This window comes from Micromonospora sp. DT31 (genome assembly GCF_049841795.1).
In the GTDB taxonomy this organism is placed as follows: domain Bacteria; phylum Actinomycetota; class Actinomycetes; order Mycobacteriales; family Micromonosporaceae; genus Micromonospora.
Map to the genome: position 1 here is coordinate 110,653 of NZ_JBNCKZ010000009.1, position 15,078 is coordinate 125,730.

Below are 15,078 nucleotides of genomic sequence, written 5' to 3' on the forward strand. Positions count from 1 at the left end.
GGGTCTGGCCCCGCACTTGCCGCCCCGGGAGCGTCCCCGGCAGGGCTGGCCCCACGCCGGCCGGCCGGGGGGTGCGCGGCCCCGGCGTCCGTGGTCAGTCCGTCGATCAGTGGGTACGCGCCGGCGGGCGTCCGCCGAAGCCGCGCCTGTCGTCCCGGCCCCGCCCGTCGGCCCGGAAACCGGCCCGACGCTCGGTCGGCCGGGTGTCGGCCCGGTCACCGAAGCGCCGCTCGCCCTGCGGCCGGTCCTCGTGGCGACGGTCACCGAAGCCGCGCGGGCTACCGGCCCGGTCGTCGTACCGCCTGTCGTCCCCGCCGCCGGCCACCGGCCCGCGACGCTCCCCGAACGGGCGGTCCCCGCCGGACCGACCGCGCTCGCCGAAGCCGCGGTCCGCGGAGCCCCGGTCACCGAAGCGGTCGCTCCGGTCGTCGGGCCGCCGGTCGCCGAAGCGCCTGTCGTCGCGGACCGGCCGGTCGCCCAAACGCCGCTCACCGGCTCCGGACCGGTCGGCGTAGCCCCGCCCGTCCCGGTCGCCGCCGAAGCTCCGGTTGTCCCGGTCGCCGCCGAAGCCGCGGCTGTCCCGGTCACCGCCGGAGCTTCGGGCGCCCCGGTCGAAACCGCGTCCGCCCCGGTCGTAGCCCCGGCCGTCCCGGTCGCCGAAGCGACGCGGGCCGCCCCGGCGCGGCTCCGGCTCTTCCCGCACCGGTACGCCGCTGGGCTCGCGGGCGCCGGTCAGCTCGGCCAGCGCGGCGTCGCCCACCCGGACCCGGGCCTCGGCCGGCGCGACGCCCGCCTTCTCCATCATGGCCAGCGTGGTGCGGCGCTGCTTCGGCAGGACCAGCGTCGCCACCGCGCCCGACTCACCGGCGCGCGCCGTACGCCCCGCCCGGTGCAGGTAGTCCTTCGGGTCCTTCGGCGGGTCGATGTGCAGCACCAGCGAGACGCCGTCGACGTGGATGCCCCGGGCCGCCACGTCGGTCGCGACCAGCACGTTCGTCCGGCCCTCGCGGAACTCGGCGAGCGTCCGGGTGCGCATGCGCTGGGTCTTGCCGCCGTGCAGGCCGCCGGCCCGTACGCCCACCGCGGCGAGCTGCTCGACCAGCCGGTCGACGCCGAGCTGCGTACGGGCGAACAGCATGGTGCGGCCCTCGCGGGCGGCGATGGACGCCGCGACCGCGAACTTGTCGTGCGGCGGGATCAGCAGCAGGTGGTGGTCCATCGTGGACACGGCTGCGGTCGCCGGCGACGTCGAGTGGGTGACCGGGTCGGTCATGAACCGCTTGACCAGCGAGTCGACGTCCTTGTCCAGGGTGGCCGAGAAGAGCAGCCGCTGCGCGTTCGCCGGGGTCTTCGACAGCAGTTCGGTGACCTCGGGCAGGAAGCCCATGTCGGCCATCTGGTCGGCCTCGTCCAACACGGTGATCTCGACGTCGTCGAGCCGGCAGACGCCCCGGTTGACGAGGTCGCCGAGGCGTCCCGGGGTGGCCACGACGATCTCCACGCCCCGGCGCAGCGCGTCGATCTGCCGGTCGTACGGCACACCGCCCACGGCGGTCTTCAGGAAGATGCCCACCGACTTGCCCAGCGGCACCAGGGCGTCGTTGACCTGCATGGCCAACTCTCGGGTGGGGACCAGGACGAGCGCGCGGGGGTGCAGCGGCCGGGCCCGGTTGCGTTCGGTGAGCCGGGCGATCATCGGCAGGCCGAAGGCGAGCGTCTTGCCCGAGCCGGTCTGGCCCCGGCCGAGCACGTCCCGGCCGGCGAGCGCGTCCGGCACGGTGGCCCGCTGGATCTCGAACGGAGTGGTGATGCCCTGCCGGGCGAGCACCTCGACCAGCGGCCCGGGCAGGCCGAGCGAGGCGAAGTCGAAGGTGTCGGGGGTCGGGTCGACGGACGGGGACGTGCCGGAGGCAGCGAAGGTGGTCAAGAAATGCCTTTCGAGCGGGGCGCATCCGCGATGGCCCGCCGCGGCCGTCAGCCGCCGAATCGCCCGCAAGATCGCCCATGGGCGCGCAGTCAGGGCGCGCCGGGTCAGTGATCCCGACAAGTGTACGGCCGTCGGGCCGTATCGGCCACGCCGGTGCGCGACCGTAGTGTGCGGGCTCACCCCGTCACCCGCTCAGCGTGCCCCGGTCAGGCCACTCAACGCGTCGTTGGCCAGGAAGACGACAAGCAGGCTGATCGCGATGAGTACCAGCAGTGCGACGCCCAGCACGATGACGACCTTGGTGTTGCTCTTCCGGGCGGCCGGCGGGTCCTCGGACCACCCCTGGGCCAGGATGTGCCCGGTCAGGGAACCGGAGTTTTCCAACGGGTTGCCCTGCGGGAACGAGATCGTGGCGAACCCGGGGCCCTCGGTGCCGCCGTACATGGTGCCGGTGGGGCCCGGCCTGCCGGGCTGGGGGCGGATCGGACGGGCCGGCTCGGAGTCCCGGGTGCCGGCGCCCGGTGGCGGCCAGGCGGGCAGCGCCGGTGGCGGCACCACGGGCGCCGGCGGCGCCGAGACGGGTGCCGCCGTCCAGGTCGGCGGCGCGGACGGCGGATCCGACGTGCGGGTGGTCGGCGGCAGGTGGCGGGGCGTGCCGCCCGGCTCCGACGGGAACGGCGACCCGGCCGACGGGCCGGCGCCGGCCATCGCCGGCGGCGGCGGGAACGGCGGTGCGGGCATCGGGCCGGGTGGTGGTGGGGGCGGTGGCACCGCCGGGCCGGGCGGGGGAACCGGCGGTCCGGGTACCGGCGGCACCGGCCCGGGCGGCATCGGCGCCGGCGGGCTCGGCGCCGGTGGCGACGGCAGCGGCGGGGTGGGCGTGGGCGGTGTCGGCCGGAGCGGAGGTTCCGGCTCGGGTGCCGGTGGGGTGGACGGACCGGGGACCGGGGTGGGCGCCGGCTCGGGCTCGGGACCGTGCGGCTCCGGCGGCTGCGCGGGCTCCGGCGGCTGCGCGGGCTCGGGCGGCTCCGGGGTCACCGGGCCCGTCCGGTAGACCGTCGCGGCGGCGGGCGCGGTCGGCACCGATGCGGCGACCTCTTCGGCGGTGGCCCGGCTCATGCCGGGAACCGCGACGCTGGCCCGGACCTGCGCCACCTCGCCCGGCGGGGTGGCGTCGCCCGACCCGGCGGGCCCGGCCTGCTGCGCCGGCTCGGAGGTATTCGCCGGCTCGGGCTTCCCGGACACCTCGGCCGACCCGGCCTCCCGGGCCGGCTCGGGGGTGGTCGTGCCGGCCGGGTCGGGCGTGTCGTCGCCGTCGTGCCGGTCGGCCGCCGGGGCCGGGTCGCCGGTCGGGGTGTCGGTGGTGAGGGGCACCCGGGCGGAACCGGACACGCGGGGGGCCGGGATGCTCACCGCGGGGGTACCGCCGGGCGCGGCGTCACCGGCCGTCTCGGCCTGGACGGCGGGGCGTTGGGCCGGGGCGAAGGCGGACCAACTGGTCGGGGGGACGGTGGAGCCGGGGAGCCGCCGGTCCAGAGGCGGGGCGTCCGCCGGAGCACCCGCGCGGTACGTCGTGGCACGGGAGGCCGGCAGGGACCGCTCGACGCCGGTGGGCGGTGGCACGGCGGAGCCGGCGACGGCTACCCGCGCCCGGGCGACGGCCGTCGGGGCGGCCGGGCCGGCGTGGTCGCCGGCCGGGTCGGCGGGGTCGCCGGCCGGGTCGGCGGGGTCGGACGTCGGTCCCGGATCAACCTTCTCCGCCGCAACCTCGTGCTCACCCATGTTGCCCTCCGCACCCACGCTCGCCGCCGACCGTGGCGCGGCCGGAACTGCCTGGATCTCACCGTGCCACATTCCGGCCCGTGAGCACAGCCGAGCGGAGAGTCGGGTCAGTCGGCGCTGCCGCTCGGGCTGGCGGAGTTGCTGTCCGACGGCGCGGCGCTGCTGCTGGCCGGCGCGGCGCTGCTGCTCGGGGCGGCGCTCTCGGTGCGGCTCGGTGTCGGCTCCGGCGTGTCGGACGGGCTGGGCGACGGGCTGGGCGAGGGGCTGCTCGGCGTCGGGTCGGGTGCCGGGCTCGACGTGCTCGGCGCCGGCTTCGGGCTGGTCGGCCGCGGCTTCGGCGTGGTCGGGTCCGGCTTCGGCTTGGCGGTCTTCGTCGGCTTCGGCGACGGCGACGGCTTGGCCGAGGGCGGCGGGCTCGGCACCACCGGCACCGGCATCGTCGAGCCGGGCACCGCCCCGATCACCCGGGTCGCGGCGTAGAGGCGGGACCAGCGGACCACTGAGATCTTGACCACGTCGCCGCTGCGCGGGGCCTCCACCATCTTGCCGTTGCCGATGTACATGGCGACGTGGTGGACGCTGCGCCAACTGCTGCCCGAGGCGAAGAAGAGCAGGTCACCGGGGAGGAGGGCGGTCGGGGCGACCGAGCGCCCACGGGTGGCGAAGTACTGGTCCTTGGCCACCCGCGGAAGGCCCTGGTAGCCGGCCGCCTGGTAGGAGGCGAGCATCAGGCCCGAGCAGTCGAACCGGTCCGGGCCCTCCGCCGCCCACAGGTAGGGGTCGCCGAGCTGGGCGAGCGCGTAGCGCACCGCGGCGAGCGCCTTCGGGTCGGAGACCAGGCCGTCGATGCTCTGGGCGAGGTACGAGTCGCCCAGACGCTGCTCGGCGGCCTCGTTGCGGCGCTCGATCTCCAGCAGCAGCGCGGCGTTCTGGCGGCGCAGCTTGAGCAGCGAGGTTTCCTGCTTGCGCAGGTCGGTCTCGATGCGGGTGAACTCCGTGGTCCGCTCGGTGACCCGGCGCTGCACCGAGGCGTGCGCCTCGCGGGCCACCTGCTCGGCGCTCGTGGCCCGCAGCAGCTCACCCGTCGTCGCGGTGGTGGCGCCCTCCGCCTTGTCGCCTCGGGTGATCCGCTGGAGGTTGGCCAGCTCGCGCAGGCTGGCACCGAACTCGCCGGGTGGCAGCGCGGCGTCGGCCTTGACCGCAGCGGCGGCGGCGCTCTTCGCGTTCTCCTGGGCGCGGGTGAGCGCCTCCTGGGCTTCCTTGAGCCGGGCCGCGGCCTGGATCAGCTCGGCCTGGGTGGTGTCCCGCTCGCCCTTGACCCGGAGCAGGTCCGCGCCGAGTTGGGCGACCTGGGTGTCGAGCAGGTTGATCTGCGCGATCAGCGGACCGTCGGCCGGGTTGGGGACGACGGGCGCGGTGCCGGGGAGCCCGGTCGTGCTGCCGGGGAGCCCGGCCGTGCTGCCCGGACCGGTCACGGCGGCGCCGCCGGGCAGGCCCGGGACGGCGCCCGGCGCGGTGGGCAGTTGGAGGGAGCCGGCGGCCTGCGGGCGGGAGCCGGTGTGCGGAACGGTGTCGGGCAGCGGGTCGGCCCAGGCGGGAGTGGCGAGCGCCGCGGCCGCGACGGCCCCGAGGAGGGCCGACCAGAGCGCCGGGCGCAGAACCGGCGAGATCACGGGCTGCCGCCCTCGTCGCCGTCCGGTCTTGGTGCTGTGGGCCATGCCGCTCCCCGTCCGGTCTGGTGCCCGCCACGCGTGGTGGGGCGTGTCGGGACAGGGCGGCCCTGGTGTGTGTTCCGCCCCACCCTGTCTTACCTCACCGAGGCAACGATGTCGATGTGCGGAGCGTGACCGTGGGCGAACCCGGGCCGGCGCGGTCGACCACGTCGGCGACGCGTCCGGCCCGCGACGTACGCTCGATCGGAACCCCAGGTGGAAGGACGTGGCTTTCGGATGGACGCCGGACTCAAGCGCGAGCTCGAAGCGAAGGTGTACGCGGGGGAGCGGCTGACCCGCGAGGACGGCATCGCCCTCTACGCCAGTGACGACCTGACCTGGCTGGGTCGGTTGGCGCACCACAGGCGTACCGAGCTCAACGGCGACCGGGTGATGTTCAACGTCAACCGGCACCTGAACCTGACGAACGTCTGCTCGGCGTCGTGCGCGTACTGCTCGTTCCAGCGCAAGCCGGGCGAGAAGGACGCGTACACGATGCGGATCGACGAGGCGGTGCGCAAGGCCAAGGAGATGGAGGACGAGCAGCTCACCGAGCTGCACATCGTCAACGGCCTGCACCCGACGCTGCCCTGGCGCTACTACCCGAAGGTGCTGCGTGAGCTGAAGGCCGCGCTGCCGAAGGTCAACCTCAAGGCGTTCACCGCGACCGAGGTGCAGTGGTTCGAGAAGATCAGCGGGCTGTCCGCCGACCAGATCCTCGACGAGCTGATGGACGCCGGGCTGGAGTCGCTCACCGGCGGCGGCGCGGAGATCTTCGACTGGGAGGTCCGGCAGCACATCGTCGACCACAACTGCCACTGGGAGGACTGGTCGCGCATCCACCGCCTGGCCCACTCCAAGGGCATGAAGACCCCGTCGACGATGCTCTACGGCCACATCGAGGAGCCCCGGCACCGGGTCGACCACGTGCTGCGGCTGCGGGAGTTGCAGGACGAGACCGGCGGTTTCCAGGTCTTCATCCCGCTGCGCTACCAGCACGACTTCGTCGACTCGGCGGACGGCAAGGTCCGTAACCGGATCCAGGCCGGCACCACGATGGCCTCGCCGGCCGAGTCGCTGAAGACGTTCGCGGTCTCCCGGCTGCTGTTCGACAACGTCCCGCACGTGAAGTGCTTCTGGGTGATGCACGGGCTGTCGGTGGCCCAGCTCTCGCTGAACTTCGGCGTGGACGACCTGGACGGCTCGGTGGTCGAATACAAGATCACCCACGACGCCGACTCGTACGGCACGCCGAACACCATGCACCGGGACGACCTGCTGCACATGATCTGGGACGCCGGCTTCCGCCCGGTGGAGCGGAACACCCGGTACGAGACCGTCCGCGAGTACGACGCCGCGCCGTCGATGGCCGAGCGTCGCGCCGAGCCGCAGCAGGTCTGGGCCTGACCGGGCGATGAGCGGCGCACAGCAACAGCAGCAGCAGGCCACGTTTCCCCGGCGGGACGCCGAGGGGCGTATCCGCACCCTGGGTGACCTGCTCGGAGTGTCCCTCGCCGGTCTGGTCATCGGGGTGCTGGCGCTGTTGCTGTTCGAGGGGGTGTTCGTCTCCCTGGGTGACGGCCGGTTCGGCGACACCAACGGCTGGCTGGCGGTGATCCTGCCGCTGTGGCTGTTCTGGGACGACTTCCGGGCCTGGGAGTTCGGTGCGCCCCGGGTGCTGGCCGCGCTTGTCGGCCTCGCGCTCGGCGTGCTCTCCGGCCTGCTGGCCGCCGGACTGGCCGCAGGGCTGCCCGCGTTGTTCACCGGCGCGCTGGCCGCGGCGGTGTTGACCGTCGTCTACGCGGTGGTCTGGTTTCATGGCGTGCGTTGGCTGGACCGGCGGACGGGCTGAGACGTGGAGAGAGTGGGAATGCGGGCATGAGCGCGGCGGTCAAGTACACGCTGGGCCGGATCGGGCTGTTCGCCGCGGTGCTGGCGGCCCTCTGGTTCGTCGAGATGAACATGTTCCTACGGCTGATGCTGGCGTTGCTGTTCTCCGCCACGCTGTCGTTCTTCCTGCTCAAGGGGCTGCGGGACGACATGGCCGAGGAAATGGCGGAGGCGGCGCAGCGGCGTCGCGCCGAGAAGGACCGGCTGCGTTCCGCGCTCGCCGGTGACGACCTGGCCGAGCCGGACGGCGAGCGCCGCGAGGGCTGAGCGGTGGGCCCGGCGCACCTCGCGCCGGGCCCCCCGTCGCTTACCAGTTGGTCGAGCCCGGAACCACCGGCCACGGCCGGTTGATCGGCTTGATCAGGTACGCGATGCCGCCGGAGCCGGAAGCCACGGTGCCGTTGGCCCGGTAGCGCTTGGTGCGCAGCCAGATCTGCTCGAACTGCTCCCGCGGGTAGACGTTGCGCACCGCGTCGTTCGACGACGACGCCGGGTCGTTGACGATGACGTCGCCGTCGGCGGTGAAGCCGACGATCACGAACAGGTGCCCGGCCGTGCCGTAGTTGGCGCCGTCCAGCTCGCTGGCGAGGAACGACTGCGAGGTGACCACCGGGATGCCGGCCTTGATGAACCGTTCCGCCTCGTCCAGCGAGTGCAGCCGGGTGACCCGCCCCTCCAGGCCGGGGAAGCTCGCCGCGTACGCGGTGTTGAACGGCCAGTTCCCGGCGCCCTCGTACTCGTAGTCGTAGGTCATCCGGGCGGCGTGGTCGACGGTCGGGTCGGGGTAGGCGGGGTCGACCCAGGAGGTGTCCTCGGCCGAGGGCTTGCGGCCCCAGTACTCGACCACCATCTCGGTGGAGGTGGGGGAGCACCAGGCCTCACCGCCGCCGTTGTACTCCGGGTACTCGCCGATGTGGACGTTCTGCGAGTAGCGCGGCACGGCCAGTTCGGTGCCCCAGGCGATGCCGCCACGGCTCGGCGTGACGGTGAACCGGTCCGGCACGTTCGAGGTCATCGCGCCGAGCATCCGCACCTGCGGGGCGGCGGCCTGCCCGGGGGCGCGGTAGAGGGTCAGCCGCAACTGGTACGAGCGCAGCAGCACCCCGGCCGAGGCGTCGTCGATGGAGAACGTGTCGGTCCAGATGCTGGACCAGGGGTCGCCCTGGCCGTCAAGCGTCGCCCGCCTGATGTCCTGGTCGCCGGAGGCCCAGCGGCCCATCACGTACCACGGGGTGTGTTCCCCGGTGTTGTAGGTGCCGTGCAGCTCGACCTGGATCCAGGTGCCGGGCGGGGTGGTGGCGTTCCAGGACGCGACCAGTTCGGTGGCGTCGAAGCCGATCTGCCGCTCCGGCGCGGTCCAGGTGGCGTACTCCCAGGTGCGGGTGGTGCCGGTGTGCTCGTCGGTGAACTCGGTGGTGCCCGCCGGTCGGTCGATGGTCAGCGCGGGTTGGCGGCCGGGCACGGCCCGGGTGCCCTGGTGGGTGCCGCCACGCCAGTCGGGGTAGCGGGAGAACTCCTGGAAGGTGATCTGCTCGTCGTGGGTGACGCCGGGCCGGGGGCCGTGCGCCTGGGCTGGTGCGGTGGTGGCGAGGAGGGTGAGCGCGGTGAGGCCGGCGAGGGCGACCGCGCGCAGGGGTCTTCCGAACATGGCAGCTCCACGGGGAAACGGCATCGTTGCCGTTCACTGTCGCGCTCGGCGGGAATTTTCGCCAGATGTTCCGGCATGGAAAATGATTGCCGACGTGAGGATCCGGTCGGGATGGGCCAAGATAGAGATAGATATTGATATGACCATGTGAGTCCTGGTGAAGTGTCCGGACAACGGGATCTCCCGTACAGGAGGAGTTGTCCATGGCCTTCCGCGCGTCCTCGCTCCGCCGTCGACTGGCGCTCGCCGCCGCCGTCGGCCTGACCGTCGTCACCGCCGCCGCCTCACCCGCAGTCGCCCGGCCCGCTCCGGAACCCGCGGGCGAACCGGCCTCCGTCGCCTACCGGGTCCTCGGCCCACGCACCGCCGCCGACCGCACCGCCGTCGCCGGCACCGGCGCCGCCATCGACTTCTCCGAACACGGCGTGCTGCACGTCACGGCGACCGCGGCCGAGGCGAACGCGATCACCCGGCTCGGCTTCCGGCTGGAGAAGGACGTCGCCCCCGCCCCCACCAGCGGTCTCACCACGTACGCCTTCCCGTCCGCCGACTCGAACTACCACGACTACGCCGAGCTGACCACGCTTGTGAACAAGGTCGTCGCCGACCACCCGAGCATCGCCCGCAAGCTCAGCATCGGCACGTCCTACCAGGGCCGCGACCTGATGGCCGTGAAGATCTCCGACAACGTCGGCACCGACGAGGGCGAACCGGAGATCCTGTTCAACGCCCAGCAGCACGCCCGTGAGCACCTCACCGTCGAGATGGCGATCTACCTGCTCAACCTGTTCACCGACAACTACGGCAGCGACTCCCGGATCACCAACATCGTCAACTCCCGGGAGATCTGGATCGTGCCCACCGTCAACCCGGACGGCAGCGAGTACGACATCGCCACCGGCTCGTACCGCTCCTGGCGCAAGAACCGGCAACCCAACAGCGGCTCCACCGCCGTCGGCACCGACCTGAACCGCAACTGGGGCTACCAGTGGGGCTGCTGCGGCGGCTCGTCGACCTCGAAGTCGTCGGAGACCTACCGGGGCCCGTCCGCCTTCTCCGCCCCGGAAACCGCGGCGCTGCGCACGTTCGTCAACAGCCGGGTCGTCGGCGGGGTGCAGCAGATCAAGGCGAACATCGACTTCCACACCTACTCGCAGCTGGTGCTCTGGCCGTACGGCTACACGTACAACAACACCGCCACCGGGATGAACACCGACCAGTACAACACCTTCGCCACCATCGGCCGGCAGATGGCGGCGACGAACAACTACACCCCGGAACAGTCGAGCGACCTCTACATCGCCGACGGCACCAGCATCGACTGGATGTGGGGCGCCCACAAGATCTGGGCCTACACCTTCGAGATGTACCCCGGCTCGGCCTCCGGCGGCGGCTTCTACCCGCCGGACGAGGTGATCCCGGCGCAGACCTCGCGCAACCGGGAGGCCGTGCTCCTGCTGGTCGAGTACGCCGACTGCCCGTACCGGGCGATTGGCAAGCAGAGCCAGTACTGCTGACCCCCATCCCGGGTGGGGACCCCGGTTCCACCCCCGCCGTGGTCCCCACCCACCCCTCCCGTCCGGGCGATCACCGCTGGTCGTGCGCTACGGTGACACGGACCGTGCCACAGCGAAGCCGGTGTGAAACCGGCGCTGTCCCGCAACTGTGATGCCCCGTACGCGCGGCACCGGCCTCCCGCCGGTGCCGACGTGCGTGGGACGAGCCAGGTCGCCTGCGGCAGGTCGCGACACGCGCTCTCGAGGAAGGGCGCCTCGCGGACGGGCCTCTCTCCTGTCGGCGAAGCACCACGCTCCTCGACCGACAGGAGGTTCCATGTCCCGACGTACCCCCCGGCTCTTCGCCGCCGCGCTCGCGGTCGGCGCGCTGCTTCTCGGCGGCTGTGCCGAGAAGACCTCGACCGGCACCCCCGCCGACGGTGGCTCCGGCGCCGGCTTCCCGGCCAGCGTCGGCAAGCTGACCTTGGAGAAGCGACCGGAACGGATCGTCTCGCTCGGGCCGACCCCGACCGAGATGCTCTTCGCCGTCGGTGCCGGCAAGCAGGTCACCGCCGTCGACGACCAGTCGAACCACCCGCCGGAGGCGCCGCGCACCGACCTGTCCGGCTACCAGCCGAACGCCGAGGCGGTCGCCGCCAGGAACCCCGACCTGGTGGTCATCTCCGACAACCTCAACAAGATCGCCGAACAGCTCGTCGCGCTGAAGATCCCGGTCCTGCAGGTCCCCGCCGCGACCACGCTCGACGACACGTACCGGCAGCTCACCGACCTGGGCACGCTCACCGGCCACCGGGCCGAGGCGGACGCCGTGGTGCGGAAGATGAAGGACGACATCGCCGCGCTGACCAAGGACCTGCCCAAGCGCACCGAAAAGCTGACCTACTACCACGAGCTGGGCCCGGAGCTGTACAGCGCGACAAGCAAGACGTTCATCGGCACCATCTACGCCCTCGCCGGCCTGACGAACATCGCCGACGCGTCCGACGCCGACGGGAAGAACGGCGGCTACCCGCAGCTCTCCCAGGAGGTCATCGTCAAGGCGAACCCCGACTTCGTCTTCCTCGCCGACACCAAGTGCTGCAAGCAGAACTCCGACACGGTCAAGGCGCGCACCGGCTGGGCCGGCATCACCGCCGTCAGGAACAACCAGATCGTGGCGCTCGACGACGACATCGCCTCCCGCTGGGGCCCGCGCGTCGTCGACCTGCTCAGGGTGATCGTCGACGCCACCGCCAAGGTCCCGGCCTGACCGTGGCCCCGCGAGAGGCGCAGCCCGCCCCGCACCCGGCCGGGACGCCCGACGCGTCCCGGCCGGGCGCCCGGCCGCCCGGGCCCGGCCCGCGCGCCGCCGCCCCGCCCCGGCCGGCCGGGTTGCGCAAACGCTGGCTGCTCGCCGGTGTGGTGGCGGTGCTCGTCGCGCTGGTGGCCGGCGTCTCACTCGGCCCGGTCAGCCTGCCCGCCGGCAGCGTCGCGGCTGAACTGCTCAACCTGCTGCCCGGGGTACACCTGGACAGCGGGCTCACCGAGCGGGAGATCGCGATCATCACCGAGTTGCGGCTGCCCCGGGTCGTGCTCGGCCTGCTCGTCGGCGCGCTCCTCGCCCTGGCCGGCGGCTGCTACCAGGGCGTCTTCCGCAACCCGCTGGCCGACCCGTACCTGCTCGGGGTGGCGGCCGGCGCGGGCTTCGCGGTCACCGCGGCGATCGTCCTCGGCGCCGGGGCGGGCGGTGCGCTGACCGGGCTGCCGATCACCATCCCGCTCGCCGCGTTCGTCGGTTCCCTCGGCGCCGTCGCGTTGACGTACCTGCTCGGCGCGGCCGGCGGACGCGACAGGTCCCCGGCCACCCTGATCCTCGCCGGGGTCGCCGTCTCGGCGTTCTTCGCCGCCGGTCAGACGTACCTGCTGCAACAGCACTCCGACAACATCCAGCAGGTCTACTCCTGGCTGCTCGGGCGGCTGGCCACCGCCGGCTGGCACGACGTCCGGCTCGTCCTGCCGTACTTCCTGCTCACCGCCGTGCTGGTGCTGCTGCACCGCCGCGAGCTGGACGTGCTCTCCGTCGGCGACGACGAGGCCACCAGCCTCGGCCTGCACCCGCAGCGCTCCCGCTACCTGCTGATCGCCGCCGCCTCGCTGGGCACCGCCGCCGCGGTGTCCGCCTCCGGGCTGATCGGCTTCGTCGGCATCATCGTGCCGCACACGATCCGGCTGCTCGCCGGGGCCAGCCACCGGGTGATCCTGCCGCTGTCGATGCTGTTCGGGGGCGCGTTCCTGGCGCTCACCGACGTGGTCGCGCGCACCGCCGCCGCGCCCGCCGAGATCCCGATCGGCGTGGTCACCGCGTTGCTCGGCGGCCCGTTCTTCGTCCTCATCCTGCGTACCGCCCGCCGGGTGACGATGTGAACGCCCCTGCGGTGCGGGTCCACGACCTGCGCATCGAGCTGGGGGGCAGCCCGGTCCTGGCCGGCGTCGACCTGACCGTCGCCGCCGGCGAGTGGGTCACCGTCATCGGGCCCAACGGCGCCGGCAAGTCGACCCTGCTGCGCGCCGTCGGTGGCCTGCTCACCGGCCCGGGCGAGGTGGACCTCTTCGGTACGCCGATCGGCGCGCTCCGCCGCCGCGACCGGGCCCGGGTGGTGGCCACCGTGGCCCAGTCCCCGGTGGTGCCGGCCGGCATGTCGGTCTTCGACTACGTGCTGCTCGGCCGCACCCCGTACCGTCCGCCGCTGGGTCGCGAGTCCGCCGCCGACCTGACCGCCGCGCACGAGGTGCTGGAACGGCTCGACCTGGTCCCGTTCGCCCGCCGCGAGCTGGTCACCCTCTCCGGCGGCGAACGGCAGCGGGTCTTCCTCGCCCGCGCGCTGGCCCAGGGCGCCACCCTGCTGCTGCTCGACGAGCCGACGAGCGCGTTGGACATCGGCCACCAGCAGGAGGTGCTGGAGCTGGTCGACCAGCTTCGCCGCGCACACGGCCTCACCGTGCTCGCGACCATGCACGACCTCTCCATCGCCGGCGAGTACGCCGACCGCCTGGTGCTGCTCGCCGACGGCCGGGTCGCGGCGGCCGGCCCACCGGGGGAGGTGCTCACCGAGGCGCTGCTCGCGCGCCACTACCGGGCGCGGGTGCGGGTCATCCCCGGTGACCACGGCCCCCTCGTGGTCCCCGTCCGCCCGTCCTGACCCGGTCCACCCGCCCGGCCTCCCCGCCGCGGTGGTGCGGCCGGGCGGGGCGCCGGTCAGCGCAGGGTCGAGACGGAGAAGAGAGCGCCCTGCGGATCACGCAGCGCGGCGCTGCGGCCGGCCGGGTTGTCCCTGGGCGGTACGAGGACAGTGCCGCCCAGCTCGACGGTGCGGGCGGCGGCGACGTCGGTGTCGTCCACCCCGAAGTAGACCGCCCAGTACGCGGGCAGGTCGGTGGGCAGCGCCTGCGCCCGCGGCACCATGCCGGCGACGATGCGGGCGCCGCACCGCCACCCGGTGTACGGCACCGACCCGGTGGGGCGCTCCTCCGACTGCCAGCCGAACACGAGCGCGTAGAACTCCCTGGCCCCGTCCGGGTCGGGGGTGATCAGCTCGTTCCAGCACATCGCGCCGGGGGCGTTGTACAGCTCGGCCCCGCGCGTCGCCATCGGCTGCCAGACGCTGAACACCGCGCCGGCCGGGTCGGCGAGCACCGCCATCCGGCCCTGCCCGGCGACGTCGAAGGGGGAGACGACGATCTGCCCGCCGGCGGCCTCGACCCGGGTCGCGGCCAGGTCGGCGTCGTCGGTGGCCACGTAGGTGGACCAGACCGGCACCTGGTCCGGGGTGGCCGGGGGCCCGGCGCCGGCGACGGTCCTGCCGTCCTTGCGGAAGACGGTGTAACCGCCGGCGTCCGGTTCGGCGGAGACCTCCCCGGTCCAGCCGAACAGTTCGGGGTAGAAGCGTCGCGCGTCCGGCAGGCCGGGGGTGGCGAGGTCCGTCCAGCAGGGCGTGCCGGGCTCGACGCCGTTCACGGATGACCCCTTCCACCGGGGGTGGACCCGATGGCCCGCCCTGCCGGCATCGTGGCACCGCCGGGCCGACCGCCGGGCCGAAACCGGGCAAAAGGCAGGGCCGGCGCCGGGCCGGGCGGTCGGCGGAAACGGCATTCCCGCCCCGCCGGTACGCCGGCCGACGGTCGCGGCGGGCACCGGCGGTTCGATCACCCCCGTGAGAGCTGCGCGCATCCCCTAGTCTGGTGGCCGCCGTCGCGGACGGTGGAAGTTCCAACCGGCCACTGGGGAGGGCCTGTGACCAGTCCGAGCAGGAATCTGGACGTTCAGCCGGAGGCGTTGCGGGCGTTCGCCGCCGCCTCCCGGGCCCGGGCCGGCCGGTTCCGTGAGCTGCACCGGCTGTTCAGCGACGGCCACGTGGCCCGGCACTCCTTCGGTGTGATGCCCGCGTCGTTCAGCCTCGCCGCCACGTACGCGGAGCAGTTCGAGGAGTGCCTGCAAGGGCTGCTGGACGGCACCGAGATGATGTTGACGATCGCCGAGGGGATCAGCGACACCGCGGACGCCTACGACGGCACCGACGGTGTGAACACCGGCATGTTCACCGTGGGCGACTGAGGGGGAGCGGG

12 protein-coding genes, 1 pseudogene and 1 riboswitch are annotated in these 15,078 nt (G+C 73.5%); of the genes and pseudogenes, 8 read left to right on the plus strand and 5 right to left on the minus strand.

What is annotated here, in order from left to right:
* Positions 1-106 precede the first annotated feature (106 nt).
* The 3 genes from ACLQ2X_RS17310 to ACLQ2X_RS17320 all read right to left on the minus strand — a co-directional run bounded on the left by ACLQ2X_RS17310 (position 107) and on the right by ACLQ2X_RS17320 (position 5,427).
* Positions 107-1,927, minus strand: coding sequence for a DEAD/DEAH box helicase (locus ACLQ2X_RS17310; RefSeq protein ID WP_425682060.1), 1,821 nt, complete (start codon positions 1,925-1,927; stop codon positions 107-109).
* Between the two features lie 192 nt (positions 1,928-2,119).
* Positions 2,120-3,709: a hypothetical protein gene (locus tag ACLQ2X_RS17315; protein WP_425682061.1), complete on the minus strand. Its 1,590-nt coding sequence runs from the start codon at positions 3,707-3,709 to the stop codon at positions 2,120-2,122.
* A gap of 107 nt (positions 3,710-3,816) precedes the next feature.
* Entirely contained in the window at positions 3,817-5,427 is a 1,611-nt protein-coding gene (locus ACLQ2X_RS17320; RefSeq protein WP_425682062.1) for an NlpC/P60 family protein, read from the minus strand.
* Positions 5,428-5,658: 231 nt separating this feature from the next.
* Here ACLQ2X_RS17320 and mqnE point away from each other — a divergent pair, with 231 nt between their 5' ends.
* From mqnE to ACLQ2X_RS17335, 3 genes are read left to right on the plus strand one after another with little or no spacing between them, the layout of a single operon-like run.
* Positions 5,659-6,828 carry an aminofutalosine synthase MqnE gene (mqnE, locus tag ACLQ2X_RS17325; RefSeq protein ID WP_425682063.1) on the plus strand — a complete coding sequence of 390 codons (1,170 nt, stop codon included), beginning with the start codon at positions 5,659-5,661 and terminating at the stop codon, positions 6,826-6,828.
* 7 nt (positions 6,829-6,835) lie between these two features.
* Positions 6,836-7,273 carry a hypothetical protein gene (locus ACLQ2X_RS17330; protein ID WP_425682064.1) on the plus strand — a complete coding sequence of 146 codons (438 nt, stop codon included), beginning with the start codon at positions 6,836-6,838 and terminating at the stop codon, positions 7,271-7,273.
* A 26-nt stretch (positions 7,274-7,299) separates the two neighbouring features.
* A complete protein-coding gene (locus ACLQ2X_RS17335; protein WP_425682065.1) occupies positions 7,300-7,578 on the plus strand; it encodes a DUF4229 domain-containing protein in 279 nt (92 codons plus the stop codon).
* A gap of 40 nt (positions 7,579-7,618) precedes the next feature.
* Here the strand turns inward: ACLQ2X_RS17335 and ACLQ2X_RS17340 are convergent, their stop codons facing one another.
* Positions 7,619-8,959 (minus strand): C39 family peptidase, encoded by a 1,341-nt coding sequence (locus ACLQ2X_RS17340; RefSeq protein ID WP_425682066.1) that lies wholly within the window; start codon positions 8,957-8,959, stop codon positions 7,619-7,621.
* A gap of 203 nt (positions 8,960-9,162) precedes the next feature.
* Here ACLQ2X_RS17340 and ACLQ2X_RS17345 point away from each other — a divergent pair.
* From ACLQ2X_RS17345 to ACLQ2X_RS17360, 4 genes and pseudogenes are all read left to right on the plus strand, one after another.
* Positions 9,163-10,473 (plus strand): annotated as a pseudogene (locus ACLQ2X_RS17345) (M14 family metallopeptidase); the annotation flags it as partial.
* A 120-nt stretch (positions 10,474-10,593) separates the two neighbouring features.
* Positions 10,594-10,687: riboswitch (cobalamin riboswitch) on the plus strand.
* Positions 10,688-10,792: 105 nt separating this feature from the next.
* Positions 10,793-11,725 (plus strand): ABC transporter substrate-binding protein, encoded by a 933-nt coding sequence (locus tag ACLQ2X_RS17350; RefSeq protein ID WP_425682067.1) that lies wholly within the window; start codon positions 10,793-10,795, stop codon positions 11,723-11,725.
* Between the two features lie 2 nt (positions 11,726-11,727).
* Positions 11,728-12,879, plus strand: coding sequence for a FecCD family ABC transporter permease (locus tag ACLQ2X_RS17355; protein WP_425682068.1), 1,152 nt, complete (start codon positions 11,728-11,730; stop codon positions 12,877-12,879).
* Positions 12,876-13,655: an ABC transporter ATP-binding protein gene (locus tag ACLQ2X_RS17360; RefSeq protein ID WP_425682069.1), complete on the plus strand. Its 780-nt coding sequence runs from the start codon at positions 12,876-12,878 to the stop codon at positions 13,653-13,655. Before ACLQ2X_RS17355 ends, ACLQ2X_RS17360 begins: the two co-directional genes overlap by 4 nt.
* A 56-nt stretch (positions 13,656-13,711) precedes the next feature.
* Here ACLQ2X_RS17360 and ACLQ2X_RS17365 read toward each other — a convergent pair whose 3' ends face one another.
* Entirely contained in the window at positions 13,712-14,470 is a 759-nt protein-coding gene (locus ACLQ2X_RS17365; protein ID WP_425682070.1) for a VOC family protein, read from the minus strand.
* A gap of 276 nt (positions 14,471-14,746) precedes the next feature.
* Between ACLQ2X_RS17365 and ACLQ2X_RS17370 the strand changes: the two genes are divergently transcribed.
* Positions 14,747-15,067 carry a type VII secretion target gene (locus ACLQ2X_RS17370; RefSeq protein ID WP_425682071.1) on the plus strand — a complete coding sequence of 107 codons (321 nt, stop codon included), beginning with the start codon at positions 14,747-14,749 and terminating at the stop codon, positions 15,065-15,067.
* The last annotated feature ends 11 nt before the right edge of the window (positions 15,068-15,078 follow it).

What these genes read in the sequence shown, in the direction of transcription:
- ACLQ2X_RS17315 (WP_425682061.1), bottom strand. Translation starts at nt 3,709, where the DNA reads ATGGGTGAGCACGAGGTTGCGGCGGAGAAGGTTGATCCGGGACCGACG.
- ACLQ2X_RS17320 (WP_425682062.1), bottom strand. Translation starts at nt 5,427, where the DNA reads ATGGCCCACAGCACCAAGACCGGACGGCGACGAGGGCGGCAGCCCGTG.
- mqnE (WP_425682063.1), top strand. Translation starts at nt 5,659, where the DNA reads ATGGACGCCGGACTCAAGCGCGAGCTCGAAGCGAAGGTGTACGCGGGG.
- ACLQ2X_RS17330 (WP_425682064.1), top strand. Translation starts at nt 6,836, where the DNA reads ATGAGCGGCGCACAGCAACAGCAGCAGCAGGCCACGTTTCCCCGGCGG.
- ACLQ2X_RS17335 (WP_425682065.1), top strand. Translation starts at nt 7,300, where the DNA reads ATGAGCGCGGCGGTCAAGTACACGCTGGGCCGGATCGGGCTGTTCGCC.
- ACLQ2X_RS17340 (WP_425682066.1), bottom strand. Translation starts at nt 8,959, where the DNA reads ATGTTCGGAAGACCCCTGCGCGCGGTCGCCCTCGCCGGCCTCACCGCG.
- ACLQ2X_RS17350 (WP_425682067.1), top strand. Translation starts at nt 10,793, where the DNA reads ATGTCCCGACGTACCCCCCGGCTCTTCGCCGCCGCGCTCGCGGTCGGC.